This is a genomic window from Nocardioides renjunii (genome assembly GCF_034661175.1).
GTDB lineage: Bacteria > Actinomycetota > Actinomycetes > Propionibacteriales > Nocardioidaceae > Nocardioides > Nocardioides renjunii.
On record NZ_CP141058.1, the window covers coordinates 2,772,202 to 2,785,943 of the forward strand.

Here is a 13,742-nt window from a genome sequence, read left to right on the forward strand (position 1 = left end):
GGCGTGCACGCCGAGCAGACCCGTCGTACGACCCTGCTGGCCAGTGCCGCACTCCTCGCCATCGCGGCCTGCTGGGGCAGCACGTTCTTCCTCATCAAGGACCTGCTCGAGCGGGTGCCGACGCTCGACTTCCTCGCCGTCCGCTTCACCATCGCCTCGGTGGTGCTCCTGGTCGTGGCGCCGCGGGCGCTGGGCCGGCTCTCCCCCGAGGTGCGCACGCACGCCGCCGTCCTCGGACTGCTCTACGGCGTGGCGCAGATCCTGCAGACGGCCGGCCTGGCGCACACCCCGGCGAGCGTCAGTGGCTTCGTCACCGGCCTCTACGTCGTCTTCACGCCGCTGCTCGCGGCCGCGATCCTCAAGACCCGCATCCCGCCCGTCACCTGGGCCGCCGTGGTGCTGGCGACCGTCGGGCTCGGCGTCCTGGCGCTCGACGGCTTCAGCATCGGCTACGGCGAGCTGATCACACTGACCTCGGCCGTGCTCTACGCGCTGCACATCGTGGGGCTGGGCGCCTGGTCGCGTCCGCAGGACGCCCTGGGCATGACCATCCTGCAGATGGTCGTCATCGCGACGGTCTGCACGGTGGCGACCGCGCACGACGGCATCGTCCTGCCCGACCGCACGTCGGACTGGCTGTCCGTGCTCTACATGGCCGTCGTGGTCGCGGCGCTCGGCCTCTTCGCGCAGACCTGGGCGCAGGCCCACCTGCCGCCGACCCGCAGCGCGATCCTGATGAGCATGGAGCCGGTGTTCGCCTCCTTCTTCGCCGTCTGGCTCGGCGGCGAGAGCCTGACCACCCGGTTGCTGCTCGGCGGGTCGATGGTCCTCGTCGCGATGCTCACCGTCGAGCTCGCGCCACGCCGCGTCGTCGAGGGCGAGGTCACGCACATCGCCGTCTGACCCGCATGCGACGACCTCTCGGGCGACCTCAGCGTCCACCGCCCGTCGACCCTGTCCCTGGGAAGGAGGCACGCCGTGGGCGCGTCCCCCTATCGTGGGCGCGTGGACAGGTGCGTGGCGTGCGGGGCCGAGCTGGGCGTGGGCCGGTTCTGCCTCAACTGCGGCCACCGCATCGGCGCCCCCGCACCAGTGCGCCAGGAGGCACCGCCGGTCGCGGCGCCCGTCGCCGCGCCGACGGCCGCAGCGGTCGTCGAGCCCGCTACCCGAGCGGACGAGGCACCGGCCGCGCCAACGCCCGACCCGACGCCCGACCCGACCACCGAGCCGACCACCGAGCCGGCCACCGATCACACCCCGGAGCCGAGCACCTCGGCACCGACCCCTCCGGAGGCGACCACCGTGATGCCCGTGCAGGCCGCCGACCCGACCCCGGTCCCGCCGGTCACCGCCCCAGGACCCGCGCCCGCGCGCCGCGCGTCGGAGTGGGACCCGCGCGTCGAGCTGCTCCCCTACGAGGAGGTGGACGACCTCGACGCCGACGCCCCGCTCCGCGGACGCGCCTGGATCGCCTGGGTCGTCGGTGCGGTGGTGCTGCTCGCGCTGGTGTTCGTGCTGCTCCGGGTCCTCGGCACCGACGGCGACGACACCGCCTCCGACCCGACGACGGAGGAGACGTCAGCGGGCAGTGCCGCCGAGCGTCCGCAGGAATCCGCGTCCGAGGGCGAGGCGCCGGACGAGGGACCGACGGGTGTCGGCGAGCGCCTCGACCTGGCACGCGGGGCCACCTTCGAGGTGCCCGGCACCGGTCCCCCGACGACCGACTTCGACGGCAACCTGGTGGCCTACGAAGCCAGCCAGATGGGCGACGGCGACCCGAGCACCACGTGGCGCACCGCCGGCGACGCCACCGGCCAGGCCGTGACGGTGACCCTCACCGAGCCCGGCGTGGTGTCGCGAGTGGGGCTCGTCAACGGCTACGCCAAGCAGGTCGCCGGCGTCGACTGGTACCCCAACAACCGCCGCATCCTCGCCGTCACCTGGACCTTCGACGACGGCACCTCCGTCGACCAGACCTTCGCCGAGCGACCCGGGCTGCAGACGCTCAAGGTCCCGCCGGTGGAGACGGGCACCGTCACGATCACCATCGGCTCCGTGACCCCGCCGGGCAGCGGCAACCTCGGGCGCGACTACACCGCGATCAGCGAGGTGTCGGTCATCGGCCGGCGAGCCGGCTGAGCACGGCCGCCGCCCGCTGCGCATCGGCCTCGGTGAGGTCGAGGTGCGTCACCAGGCGTACGGTCCGCGGACCCACCGCGGCGATCCGGACGCCCTCCTCGGCCGCTGCCGCCACGAACGCCGCCGCGTCGGGGCGCTCGACGACGACGATGTTGGTGTCGATCGTCGCCGGGTCGAGGCCCAGGGCCTCGCCCAGCAGCCGCGCGTGCGCGTGGTCCTCGGCGAGCCGCTCGACGTGGTGGTCGAGGGCGTACGCCCCCGCCGCGGCCAGGACGCCGACCTGCCGCATCCCGCCGCCCATCCGCTTGCGGCGCACCCGGGCCTCGGCCACGGCGTCCGCCGAGCCGACCATCAGCGAGCCGATGGGCGCACCCAGGCCCTTGGACAGGCACACCGCGAGGACGTCGGCGATGCGCCCGTAGTCGGCGAGCGGGGTGCCGGTGGCGACGTGGGCGTTCCACAGCCGGGCGCCGTCGAGGTGGATCCGGGTGCCCGTGCCGTCGGCCCACGCGCGCAGGGCCCGGAGGTCCTCGAGCGGCAGCACCGCACCGCCGGCGAAGTTGTGCGTGTTCTCCACCGACACCGCGGCGGTCCGGACGAAGAAGGGGCCCATGTCGGGCGCGTGGAGGGACTCGACCGCGGCCAGGTCGACCTGCCCGCGGGGGTGGGTCCAGGTGCGCATGGTGATGCCGCTGATCGCCCCGTGCGCGCCCAGCTCGGCGCGGGCGATGTGCGCGGAGGACTCGCAGAGCACCTCCTCGCCGGGGGCGACGAGGGACGCGACCGCCAGCACGTTGGCCATCGACCCGGTGGGCGTGAACAGCGCGTCCTCGTGGCCGAACATGTCCGCGACGCGCTCCTGCAGGGCGGTGACCGTCGGGTCCTCGCCGTAGACGTCGTCGCCCACCTCGGCGCGGGCCATCGCCTCGCGCATCGCGTCGGTCGGCCGGGTGAGGGTGTCGGAGCGCAGGTCGATCACGGGGCGAACCTACCCGGCGTCGCAGGCGTACCGGGCAGCGGTGCGTGAGCCAGGTTCTGCCGCCCGGAAAGGTGCCTCACTCACCGCTCGGGCGGTGCTCAGGCCTTGCGCAGCATCTCCGCGACGAGGAACGACAGCTCGAGGGACTGCACCCGGTTGAGGCGCGGGTCGCAGACCGACTCGTAGCGGTTGGCCAGGCCGGCCTCGTCGATCTCCTCGCCGCCGCCGATGCACTCGGTGACGTCGTCGCCGGTGAGCTCGACGTGCACGCCACCGGGCCACGTGCCGAGGCTGCGGTGGACGTCGAAGAAGCCCTGCACCTCCTCGATCACGTCGTCGAAGCGGCGGGTCTTGTAGCCCGAGGAGGCCTCGAACGTGTTGCCGTGCATCGGGTCGCAGACCCACGCCACGTTGAGGCCCTCGGCGCTGACCTTCTCCACGAGGGCCGGGAGGCCGTCGCGGATCTTGCCGGCACCGAAGCGGGTGATGAAGGTGAGCCGGCCGGGGGTGTTCTCCGGGTTGAGCCGGGCGGCGTAGGCCAGCGCGTCGTCCGGGGTGGTGGTCGGGCCGAGCTTGATGCCGATCGGGTTCTTGATCCGCGACATCAGCTCGACGTGGGGGCCGTCGAGCTGGCGGGTGCGCTCGCCGATCCACACGAAGTGGGCCGAGACGTTGTAGGGCAGGTCGGTGCGCGAGTCGATGCGGGTCAGCGCCTGCTCGTACTCCAGCAGCAGCGCCTCGTGGCTGGAGTGGAAGTCGACGCGGTGGAACTCGTCCGGGTCGGCGCCGATGGCCTTCATGAACGTCAGCGCCCGCTCGATCTCGTCGGCCACGGCCTCGTAGCGCTGGCCGAACGGCGAGGACTGCACGAAGTCGGTGTTCCAGGTGTGCACCTGGCGCAGGTCGGCGTAGCCACCGGTGACGAAGGCGCGCACCAGGTTGAGCGTCGCCGCGGAGGAGTTGTAGACGTCGACCAGCCGCTGCGGGTCGGGGATGCGCGCCTCGGGCGTGAAGTCGTAGCCGTTGACGGCGTCGCCGCGGTAGGCCGGCAGCGTCACGCCGTCGCGCGTCTCCTCGTCGGAGCTGCGCGGCTTGGCGTACTGCCCGGCGAGCCGGCCGAGCTTCACGACCGGGACGGAGGCGGCGTAGGTCAGGACGACCGCCATCTGCAGCAGCACCCGCAGCTTGTTGCGGACGTTGTCGGCGGTCACGCCGGCGAAGGTCTCGGCGCAGTCGCCGCCCTGGAGCAGGAAGGCCTCGCCGCGGGTGACCGCGGCGATCTTCTCGGTGAGGTCGTCGCACTCGCCCGCGAAGACCAGCGGCGGCGCGGTCCTCAGTCGGGCCACGGCTGCGTCGACCGCCCCGGCGTCGGGGTAGCGCGGCTGCTGCAGGGGCCCGAGCGCGTGCAGCTGCTCGAGGGTGGGGATGGCGTTCACCCTGCAAGGGTACGGCGGGCGCCGCAGGTCGCCCGAACCGTGACCGACCCCTGAACGGACCGGTCGGGGAGCGATCAGCGCCGCAGCGTGAAGATGCCGTCGGCGTCGTCGACGCGGACCCCGCCGGAGCGGGTGCGGCTGGCCTCCAGCGTCCCCGTGACGATCGAGCGGCGCGGATAGCTGATGTGACCCGGCGCACCCTGTCGCGAGGTGGTCCAGAGCCGGTCCTCGAAGCCGACCTCGCCGCGGAACTGCCGGTTCTCGAGCACGAGGCGGTCGCCCGTCACCTGCCCGACGACGTAAGACGCCTCTCCGCGGTAGAACAGCGACCCGTGGGACACCTCGAGGATCCCGTCGCGCTGGTGGACCGTCTGGTCGTGCACCTCACCGCTCAGGTAGACGTCGACGCCGCCCTCGACCATGGTGCGCCACAGGTCCGAGCGCGCGCCGCGCTCGTAGACCAGCCTGCTGGAGCTGCGGGTGCGGACGTCGGCGGTCATCGGCGTGTGTCCCTGCACGACCACCCAGGGGACCTCGTCGGCGCGGGCTCGGCGCAGCACCTGTCGCAGCCAGCGCAGCTGTGCCGGGTCGAGGGACGTGTGCACGTCCCCGTCGCGGCGCTCGAAGACGTCGAGGGTGACGAGCAGGACGTCGGCGTCGAGGCGCACGGCGTACGCGGTGTCGCGGGCCGGACCGCGGCGGGGCCGGTCGGTGAACCGGGGCGTCCCGTCGGCGCGGGTGAGCATCTGCTCGGCGTAGATCTCCTTGAACTGCGGGACGTGTCGTCGCTTGAAGTCGACCCACGGGCTGTGCGGCGCCCGCCACGGGTCGTCGCCGAGCTCGTGGTCCCCGACCGCGGTGTAGGTCCGCAGGCCGCGCTCGGCGAAGCGCTCGCGCCAGGCCGGGTAGTAGACCGCGGCCGCGCGGCGCCAGGCCCGGAGCCGCTGGGCCTCGGTCCGCACCGGCCCGAAGACCCCGGTGCCCGAGTCGTCGCGGCCCCACCGGCCCTCGACGAGGTCGCCGGCGACGAGGACGTCGTCGGTGCCGTGTGAACCCATCTCGTCGAGGACCCGGTCGAGCGCGACGTCGTACTCGGAGTTGGTGGAGTTGGCCACCTCGCCGGTGGCCTCGACGACGTACTCCTCGCGGCCCCCGGCGGTGAGGTCGGCGACGTCCTGGTTGAGGAAGTCGGGCGCTGAGATGAAGCGGTAGGCACCGGGCACGTCGGGCGCGTGCGGCACCTGGGGGCGGTCGCGCGGGCCCCCGGGCTCGCGTGCGGCGGGATCCTGCGCCGGAGGCGTCGGGCGCACCGTGGCACCGGACTCGTCCCCGCCGGGCGTCGCGCTCGCCGACGGCGCCGACGGGCTGACCGACGTGCAGCCGAGCGCCGAGGCGATCAGCACGGCGAGCACCGGGCCGAGGGGTCGTCGAGTCACGCGCCAACCGTAGATGGCGCGACCCACCCGGCCGGTAGGTGCCCGGCCGTGTCGCGGAGGGGCTCAGTCCTCGAGGTGCTCGATGTCGCGGAACCCCGTCTTCTTCGCCCGACCGCCCCGGTTGACCAGCCAGGTGACCACCCAGAGCACCAGCCCGGCGAGGAGCAGGAAGCCCGCGATGACGTACTGCTCCTGCTGCTCCTCGCTGCGCGCCCACGGACCCGCCAGGAACGCGCACGTGATGGCGCCGACGTAGGGCAGCACCGTCGGGGCGGTGAAGTGCTGGTGGTCGGACGGGCGGCGCCGGATGACGATCAGCGCGATGTTGACGACGGTGAAGACGCACAGCAGCAGCAGGGCGGTCGTGCCGCCCAGCAGGGCCACCGAGGTGGCGCCCTCCTCCGACGCGCTCGCCCGGACGACGTAGATGATCAGCGCGAACGAGATCGCGGTCGTGAACAGGATGGAGACCCACGGCGTGCGCCGCGTCCGGTGCACCTTGCCGAGCACGCGGGGAAGGACGTCCTGGTTCGCCATGCCGTAGAGAAGGCGGCTGGCCATGAGCATGTTGATGAGCGCCGAGTTGGCCACGGCGAACATGCCGATGAAGGGGAAGATCGTGTCGAAGGGGAAGTCGGGAGCGCCGGCGGCCACCACCTGGGTCAGCGCCTGCCCCTTGGCCGGGTCGGTGAGGTCGCCGACCGGCACCAGGGCCACCGCCGTGATCGAGACCAGGAGGTAGATCACCCCGGTGACGCCGAGGCCGGTGAGCATCATCTTCGGGAAGTCGCGGATCGGGTCGTGGCACTCCTCGGCCATGTTGACCGAGTCCTCGAAGCCGACCATCGCGAAGAACGCCAGCGACGTGGCGGCGGTGATCGCGAAGAAGGTGCTCTTGTCGCTGGGGCTCTCGAAGACCACCACCCGCGAGAAGTCGGCGTTGCCCTGGGTGACGGCATACAGGCCGATGAAGATGATCATCAGCAGACCGGACAGCTCGACGAGCGTGAGCACGACGTTGGCCTTGACGCTCTCGCCCACGCCGCGGAAGTTCACGGCCGCCACGAGCGCCATGAACGCCAGCGCGGTGACGAGGATGCCCACGCCGCCCACCTCGAAGCCGAGGTCGAAGCCGTCGTTGAGGAAGCCGGCGAAGGCGTTGGACGCCGTGGACGCCGAGGTGATGCCGGAGCACATGACGGTGAACGCCACCAGGAACGTCACGAAGTGGATGCCGAACGCCTTGTGCGTGTAGAGCGCGGCACCGGCGGCTTGGGGGTATCGGGTGACCAGCTCGAGGTAGGAGAAGGCGGTGATCGTCGCGACCACGAACGCCACGAGGAACGGCGCCCAGGCGGCACCACCGACCTCACCAGCGACCGACCCGGTGAGGGCGTAGACGCCGGTGCCGAGGATGTCCCCGACGATGAACAGCAGCAGCAGGCGGGGGCCGATCACCCGGTTGAGCTCCGGCTCGGATCCGTTGACGTCCTTCTGGGTCGCTTCCGTGGCGCTCATCGAGACTCCCCTCGTCGGTCCACGCACGTGCGCGGTCAGGCTCACAATGGACCTCCGCGTGGGAGGTGGCAACCACCCCTCCCCCTCGGGGTGCACCGTGTCGTCCGGGGGCCCACGGCGCCGGACCGCCCTTCCGGTGTTGGATCGTTCTAACTACCCTGTCGCCCATGCCGAAGCGTGTTGCGCTCCTGACGGCCGGCGGCTACGCCCCGTGCCTGTCCTCCGCCGTGGGTGCCCTGATCGAGACCTACGACGCCACCGACCCCGAGATCGAGCTGATCGCCTACCGGCACGGCTACCACGGCCTGCTCACCGGCAACAGCGTCACGATCGGGCCCGACGAGCGTGCCGGCGCCTCGCTGCTGCATCGCTTCGGCGGCAGCCCGATCGGCAACAGCCGGGTCAAGCTGACCAACGACGCCGACTGCCGCCGTCGCGGGCTCATCGGCGAGGACGAGACCGCGCTGGAGGTGGCGGCGGCCCGGCTGCAGGCCGACGGCGTGGACGTCCTGCACACCATCGGCGGCGACGACACCAACACCGCGGCGGCCGACCTCGCGGCGTACCTCCGCACCCAGGGCTCCGAGCTCACGGTCGTCGGCCTGCCCAAGACCATCGACAACGACATCGTCCCGATCCGGCAGAGCCTCGGCGCCCAGACCGCCGCCGAGCAGGCGTCACGGTTCGCGCAGAACGTCCTGGCCGAGCACGGCTCCAACCCGCGCATGCTCATCGTGCACGAGGTGATGGGCCGCGCGAGCGGCTGGCTGACCGCCGCCGCAGCGCGCGACTACATGGCTTGGCACGCCGAGCAGGACTGGCTCCCCGGGATCGGGCTCGACCCGCGCCGCTGGGCGATCCACGCGGTCTACGTCCCCGAGCGCGGCATCGACCTGGCAGCGGAGGCGACGCGGCTGCGCGCGGTCATGGACGAGATCGGGTGCGTCAACATCTTCCTCGCCGAGGGGGCCGGCATCGACGACATCGTCGCGGACCTCGAGGCCGCCGGGGAGACGGTGGGTCGCGACCCCTTCGGCCACGTCAAGATCGACACGATCAACCCGGGCCGCTACTTCGCCGAGCGGTTCGCGCGCGAGATCGGCGCGGAGAAGCAGATGGTGCAGAAGTCCGGCTACTTCTCCCGCTCCGCGCCCGCCAACGACACCGACCTGGCGCTCATCCGCGAGATGGCCGAGCTGGCCGTGACCTGCGCGCTCGAGGGCCGGCCCGGGGTCATCGGTCACGACGAGGACCGCGGTGACGAGCTGCGCTCCATCGAGTTCGAGCGGATCGCCGGCCACAAGCCCTTCGACGACTCGCAGCCGTGGTTCACCGAGCTGCTCGCGGGGATCGGCCAGGGCTGAGGGCCCGGCCGGCTTCGTCTGCGGCGGTGGGTGGCGGCACATCGCTGTTGCGGACCCCCGCCGCCTGCAACCTGCCGCCACCCCCACGGCGTACGTCGGGAAGGTGGCGGCACATCGCTGTTGCGGACGCCCGCCGCCTGCAACCTGCCGCCACCCCCACGGCGTACGTCGGGAAGGTGGCGGCACATCGCACCCGTGCCAGCCCGAAACTGCAATCTGCCGCCACCCCCACGGCGTACGTCGGCAAGGTGGCGGCACATCGCACCCGTGGCATCCCGAAGCTGCAATCTGCCGCCACCCAGCGGCGGACCGGCGGACCGGCGGACCGGCCGGCAGCCCCCACCCTCAGGCGGCGTCCGGCTCCGGGGCGCGCTGCGTGACACGGGCGCCGGCGGCGGGCAGCACCCGCGGCAGCGTCTGGAGGTACGCCGCGCTGACGAGCGCCACGAGCCCGAGGACCCACCACAGGGTGGTGTCGCCGTGGGCGAGCAGCCACGTGAAGGCCACCGGCGTCACGGCACCGCCGAGTCCCCAGCTGAGCTGGAAGAGCCCGAGGTAGCGCCCGCGGAGGTGGTCGGGGGCGGCCTCGGCCGCCGTCGCGCTGAAGACCGGGCCACCGGTCAGCTCGCCGAACGTGTAGACCGCCGATCCCGCGAGCATCACCACCACGGCGAGCCACACCGGCAGCCACCCGGCGACGACGAACATGGCGTAGCTGGCCACGAAGACCAGCTGGGCCAGCCCCATCATCCGGGCGCGGACCTGCCCGGTCATCCCGCGGACGACGAGTCCCTGCCCCAGGCCCACCAGGGCGGTGTTGAGCGTGAAGATCGCTCCCACGACCCAGCCGGGGAGGTCGATGGTCTCGGCGGCGTAGACCGGCAGGGCGAAGTTGAGGACCATCATCCCGGTCACGAAGCCCAGCTGGGCGACCACCAGCCGGAGGTAGGCGCGGTCGCGCAGCACGACGCCCCAGCCCTCGACCGGCGCATCGTCCGCGTGGGCGACGCGGTGGTCGGGCACGTCGAGCAGCAGCACGAACGCCACCACGAACGTCACCGCGTTGATGACCACCACCGCCTGGAAGGCCACGTCCGTGCCCACCTGCAGGGCGATGCCGGCCAGCACGCCGCCGACGGAGTAGCCGAGGTTGCGCACGGCCTGCAGGAAGCCGAACCAGACCTCCCGCTCCCCCGGCGCCGAGATCGCGGTCACCACGTTGCCGAAGGACCCCCAGAACGCCTGCCGGCCGACGTTGAGCAGGGCCGTCCACAGTGCCACCGCGAGCAGCGAGTCGGTCCACAGGTAGGCGACCATCCCTGCGGCCTGGACGAGGTTGCCGCCGAGCATCATCAGGCGGGGCCCGAAGCGGTCCACCAGGGTGCCGATGACGAACGCGCCGGGCATCGTGAGGATCGCCGACAACGACAGCGCGGAGCCGATCTGCACGAGCGACAGGTCGGTCATGGCGAGGAAGTAGAGCAGCGTGATCGGCATGAAGAGCCCGCTGCCGACGGTGTCGGCCACGATGGCCGTGACGAACCTGCGATGCTCCCCCACGCGGGGGAATCCGAGACGGGACAGCACACCCTCACCCTAGGGCCGGCTCCGGCTATGTTTCGGTGCATGACGTTCTCGATCGTGGCCAGGTCCGACGACGGCGAATCCTGGGGCGTGGCCGTGGCCTCCAAGTTCCTGGCGGTCGGCTCCGCCGTGCCCGCCGCCGCAGCCGGCGTGGGGGCCATCGCCACCCAGGCCGACGCCAACATCTCCTACAAGTACCTCGGCCTCGCCCACCTCGACGAGGGCGCCACCGCGCAGGTCGCCCTCGACCGCCTCGTCGAGGAGGACGAGGGACGCGAGCACCGCCAGGTCGGCGTGGTCGACTCCGACGGCAACGCCGCCACGTGGACGGGGGCGGAGTGCTTCGCGTGGGCCGGCGGGGTGACCGGTCGCAGCGGCGAGCGCGGCGGCTACGCCATCCAGGGCAACATCCTCACCGGCCCGGAGGTCGTCGAGGCCATGGAGCGGGCGTGGCAGGACGCCGGTGACCTGTCGCTGGAGCGCCGGCTCCTCGCGGCGCTGACGGCCGGCGACGCCGCCGGTGGGGACAGCCGCGGGCGCCAGTCGGCCGCGCTGCTCGTCGTCCGCGACGGCGCCGGCTACGGCGGCCACGACGACGTCGCCGTCGACCTCCGGGTCGACGACCACAGCGACCCCGTGACCGAGCTGGCGCGGCTGGTCGGCCTCAACGAGCTCTACCTCACCGCCTCGACCCCCGAGGAGCAGGTGCCCGTCGACGACGCGCTGATGATGGAGCTCGAGGCGCTGGCGAAGGCCGACGGCAAGGAGAGCTTCCACATGTGGGTGGGCTCGGAGAACTACGAGATGCGCGTGGACTCCGGTGCGCGACCCGCGTGGATCGACCGGCGGATCCTCGCCATCATCCGCGACCAGAACCCCGACGCGGCCCAGGGCGGGGACCCCGCGTGAGCATCCTGGCCATCGACGCCGGCACGACCGGCGTGACGGCCGTGGTGGTGACCGCCGACGGCCGGATCCGGGCCAAGGGCTACCAGGAGTTCAGCCAACACTTCCCGCAGCGCGGCTGGGTCGAGCACTCGCCGGAGGAGATCTGGCAGGCCACCCTCGAGGCTACCCGCGAGGTGCTCGGCAAGGTCGACCGGTCCGAGCTCACCGCGGTCGGCATCACCAACCAGCGCGAGACGGTCGTGCTCTGGGACCGCGAGACGCTGGGCTCGCCGCGGCGCGCCATCGTGTGGCAGGACCGGCGCACGGCCGACATCTGCGACCGGCTGCGCGCCGAGGGCCACGAGCAGAGGGTCGCCGAGCTCACCGGGCTGCGCCTCGACCCCTACTTCTCCGGCACCAAGCTCACCTGGCTCGCCGAGCACGAGCCGCACACGTGGGCCCTCGTCGAGTCCGGCAGGTACGCCGTCGGCACCGTCGACTCCTACCTGGTGGCGCGGATGACGCGCGGCACCTGGCACGTCACCGACGTCTCCAACGCCTGCCGCACCCTGCTCTTCGACCTCGAGGGCGGCGACTGGTCCGACGAGCTCTGCGACCTGTTCGGCGTCCCGCGCGACGCCCTCCCGGACCTGGTCCCCAACTGGGGCGAGGTCGCACCGACCGACCCGGCCGTGTTCCTCGGGCTCTCGCTGCCCATCGCCGGCATCGCCGGCGACCAGCAGTCCGCGCTCTTCGGGCAGACCTGCTTCGAGGAGGGCGAGTCCAAGTGCACCTACGGCACCGGGTCCTTCATCCTCACCAACACCGGTGACGCGGTGGTGCGCAGCGACGCCGGCCTGCTGTCCACCGCAGCCTGGCGCGGCCCCGACGGCGCGATGACGTACGCCCTCGAGGGCGCCATCTTCGTGACCGGAGCGGCGGTGCAGTGGCTGCGCGACGGGCTGCAGGTGGTCGGCAGCGCCGCGGAGACGGCCGCCATCGCGGCCACGGTCGACGACACCGACGGCGTGGTGTTCGTGCCGGCACTGACGGGGCTCGGCGCACCCCACTGGGACCCCCACGCGCGCGGCCTGATCATCGGCATCACCCGCGGCACCACGCGGGCGCACCTCGTGCGGGCCACGCTCGAGGCGATCGCCTTCGAGGTCCGCGACGTCCTCGAGACCCTGCCCGGGCTGACGACCCTGCGCGTCGACGGGGGCGCGGCGGCCAACGACCTGCTGTGCCAGGTGCAGGCCGACCAGGTGGGTCGGGCCGTGGAGCGCCCCGAGATCGTCGAGACGACCGCCCTCGGGGCGGCCTTCCTCGCCGGGCTCGGCACCGGCCTCTGGGCCTCGACGGACGACCTGCGCGACACGTGGGCGCTCGACCGGCGCTTCGAGCCGGCCGGTGACCGCGAGGCGCTCGACGCGTCGTACGCCCGCTGGAGCGACGCCGTGGAGCGGTCGAAGGGCTGGGCCGGCTAGCCGCCCCGGAGCTTGTCGCGGGCGGCACGCGCCGTCTCGGCCTCCTCGCGCGCCTCGTCCACCGCCTCCTCGGTCTCGGCCTGGACGGCCTCGGCGTCGCCCAGCTCGTCGTCGACTTCCTCCAGCGCACCCTCGAGCTCCGCGATCCGGCTGCGCAGCTCGTCGATCTCGGACTGCACCTGCAGCGTCCGGGCCTGGAGCTTCTCCACGGTCCGGCGCGCGGCCCGGTGCTCCTTCTCCGCCTCCGACAGCGCCGACCTGGCATCGGAGAGCCGCTCGTCGGCTGCCGCGCGGGCCTTGGCGTCCGCGTCCGGGTCGGGTACGACGTGCAGCTGGGGCCGGGTGGTCGGGTCGGGGCCCGGGGCGGGTCGGGCCGTGGCGCTGAAGCCGAGCGCCTCCGGCAGCGCCACCGCGCCGCTGAGGTCGAGGTCGCCGAGACCGGTGGCCTCGATGGCGGTCACCAGCAGTCCGCTCCGCACCGCCCGGGCGGCGTCGGGCTCGAGCATCGCCGCGGTGAGGGTCGCCTCGACCTGGTCGGCGACCGACTCGGTCGTCCGGACGCCCTCCTCGCGGGCCATCCGGCGCGCTGCCGTGGTGACCGAGGCGGTGAGCTGGCGACGCTGCTTGGTGAACTCGCGCAGCTGGGCCGCGTCGAGGTTCTCCTGGGCGTCGCGCAACGCCGCGCCCACCGCCAGGACCTGGTCCACCTGGTCGGGGTCACGGCGCACGAGGAGGTTGACCACCCACGCGGCGGCGGACGCCTTGCGCAGTCCCTTGATGCCGGCCGCGAGGGCCTTGTCGGCCTTGTGCTCCTTGACGAGCGCGTCGCGCGACGGCGTGAAGTCGGCGAGCGGCAGGGCGTAGAGGTCGTCGGCGATCTGCAGCAGCGGGTCGGACCTCGAGTCGGGCAT

11 protein-coding genes are annotated in these 13,742 nt (G+C 72.8%); 5 read left to right on the forward strand and 6 right to left on the reverse strand.

The window, feature by feature from the left end:
* Positions 1-3 precede the first annotated feature (3 nt).
* Positions 4-903 carry a DMT family transporter gene (locus tag SHK17_RS13225; protein WP_322919516.1) on the forward strand — a complete coding sequence of 300 codons (900 nt, stop codon included), beginning with the start codon at positions 4-6 and terminating at the stop codon, positions 901-903.
* A 102-nt stretch (positions 904-1,005) separates the two neighbouring features.
* The gene (locus SHK17_RS13230) at positions 1,006-2,139 is read left to right on the forward strand and encodes a zinc ribbon domain-containing protein (RefSeq protein ID WP_322919518.1); all 1,134 of its coding nucleotides are present in this window, start codon (positions 1,006-1,008) and stop codon (positions 2,137-2,139) included.
* On the opposite strand, the gene SHK17_RS13235 is transcribed toward SHK17_RS13230, so the two are convergent.
* From SHK17_RS13235 to SHK17_RS13250, 4 genes are all read right to left on the reverse strand, one after another.
* On the reverse strand, positions 2,117-3,118 hold the full coding sequence (locus SHK17_RS13235) for a threonine aldolase family protein (RefSeq protein WP_322919519.1): 1,002 nt from the start codon (positions 3,116-3,118) through the stop codon (positions 2,117-2,119). The two genes, SHK17_RS13230 and SHK17_RS13235, sit on opposite strands and share 23 nt — an antisense overlap.
* Positions 3,119-3,216: 98 nt before the next feature.
* The gene (locus SHK17_RS13240) at positions 3,217-4,554 is read right to left on the reverse strand and encodes a class II 3-deoxy-7-phosphoheptulonate synthase (RefSeq protein WP_322919521.1); all 1,338 of its coding nucleotides are present in this window, start codon (positions 4,552-4,554) and stop codon (positions 3,217-3,219) included.
* A 74-nt stretch (positions 4,555-4,628) separates the two neighbouring features.
* Positions 4,629-5,990, reverse strand: coding sequence for a metallophosphoesterase family protein (locus tag SHK17_RS13245; RefSeq protein WP_322919522.1), 1,362 nt, complete (start codon positions 5,988-5,990; stop codon positions 4,629-4,631).
* Between the two features lie 63 nt (positions 5,991-6,053).
* A complete protein-coding gene (locus SHK17_RS13250; RefSeq protein WP_322425478.1) occupies positions 6,054-7,508 on the reverse strand; it encodes an APC family permease in 1,455 nt (484 codons plus the stop codon).
* Between the two features lie 167 nt (positions 7,509-7,675).
* Between SHK17_RS13250 and SHK17_RS13255 the strand changes: the two genes are divergently transcribed.
* A complete protein-coding gene (locus tag SHK17_RS13255; protein ID WP_322919523.1) occupies positions 7,676-8,872 on the forward strand; it encodes a pyrophosphate--fructose-6-phosphate 1-phosphotransferase in 1,197 nt (398 codons plus the stop codon).
* 345 nt (positions 8,873-9,217) lie between these two features.
* Here the strand turns inward: SHK17_RS13255 and SHK17_RS13260 are convergent, their stop codons facing one another.
* Positions 9,218-10,432 carry an MFS transporter gene (locus SHK17_RS13260; RefSeq protein ID WP_172274085.1) on the reverse strand — a complete coding sequence of 405 codons (1,215 nt, stop codon included), beginning with the start codon at positions 10,430-10,432 and terminating at the stop codon, positions 9,218-9,220.
* Between the two features lie 66 nt (positions 10,433-10,498).
* Here SHK17_RS13260 and SHK17_RS13265 point away from each other — a divergent pair, with 66 nt between their 5' ends.
* Together SHK17_RS13265 and glpK are read left to right on the forward strand one after the other, a co-directional pair.
* Positions 10,499-11,365, forward strand: a complete 867-nt coding sequence (locus SHK17_RS13265) for a DUF1028 domain-containing protein (RefSeq protein WP_322919524.1) — start codon at positions 10,499-10,501, stop codon at positions 11,363-11,365.
* On the forward strand, positions 11,362-12,831 hold the full coding sequence (gene glpK, locus SHK17_RS13270; protein WP_322919525.1) for a glycerol kinase GlpK: 1,470 nt from the start codon (positions 11,362-11,364) through the stop codon (positions 12,829-12,831). Before SHK17_RS13265 ends, glpK begins: the two co-directional genes overlap by 4 nt.
* On the opposite strand, the gene SHK17_RS13275 is transcribed toward glpK, so the two are convergent.
* The gene (locus tag SHK17_RS13275; protein ID WP_322919526.1) at positions 12,828-13,742 is read right to left on the reverse strand and encodes a hypothetical protein; all 915 of its coding nucleotides are present in this window, start codon (positions 13,740-13,742) and stop codon (positions 12,828-12,830) included. The genes glpK and SHK17_RS13275 overlap by 4 nt on opposite strands.

What these genes read in the sequence shown, in the direction of transcription:
- SHK17_RS13250 (WP_322425478.1), bottom strand. Translation starts at nt 7,508, where the DNA reads ATGAGCGCCACGGAAGCGACCCAGAAGGACGTCAACGGATCCGAGCCG.
- SHK17_RS13275 (WP_322919526.1), bottom strand. Translation starts at nt 13,742, where the DNA reads ATGCCCGACTCGAGGTCCGACCCGCTGCTGCAGATCGCCGACGACCTC.
- SHK17_RS13255 (WP_322919523.1), top strand. Translation starts at nt 7,676, where the DNA reads ATGCCGAAGCGTGTTGCGCTCCTGACGGCCGGCGGCTACGCCCCGTGC.
- SHK17_RS13265 (WP_322919524.1), top strand. Translation starts at nt 10,499, where the DNA reads ATGACGTTCTCGATCGTGGCCAGGTCCGACGACGGCGAATCCTGGGGC.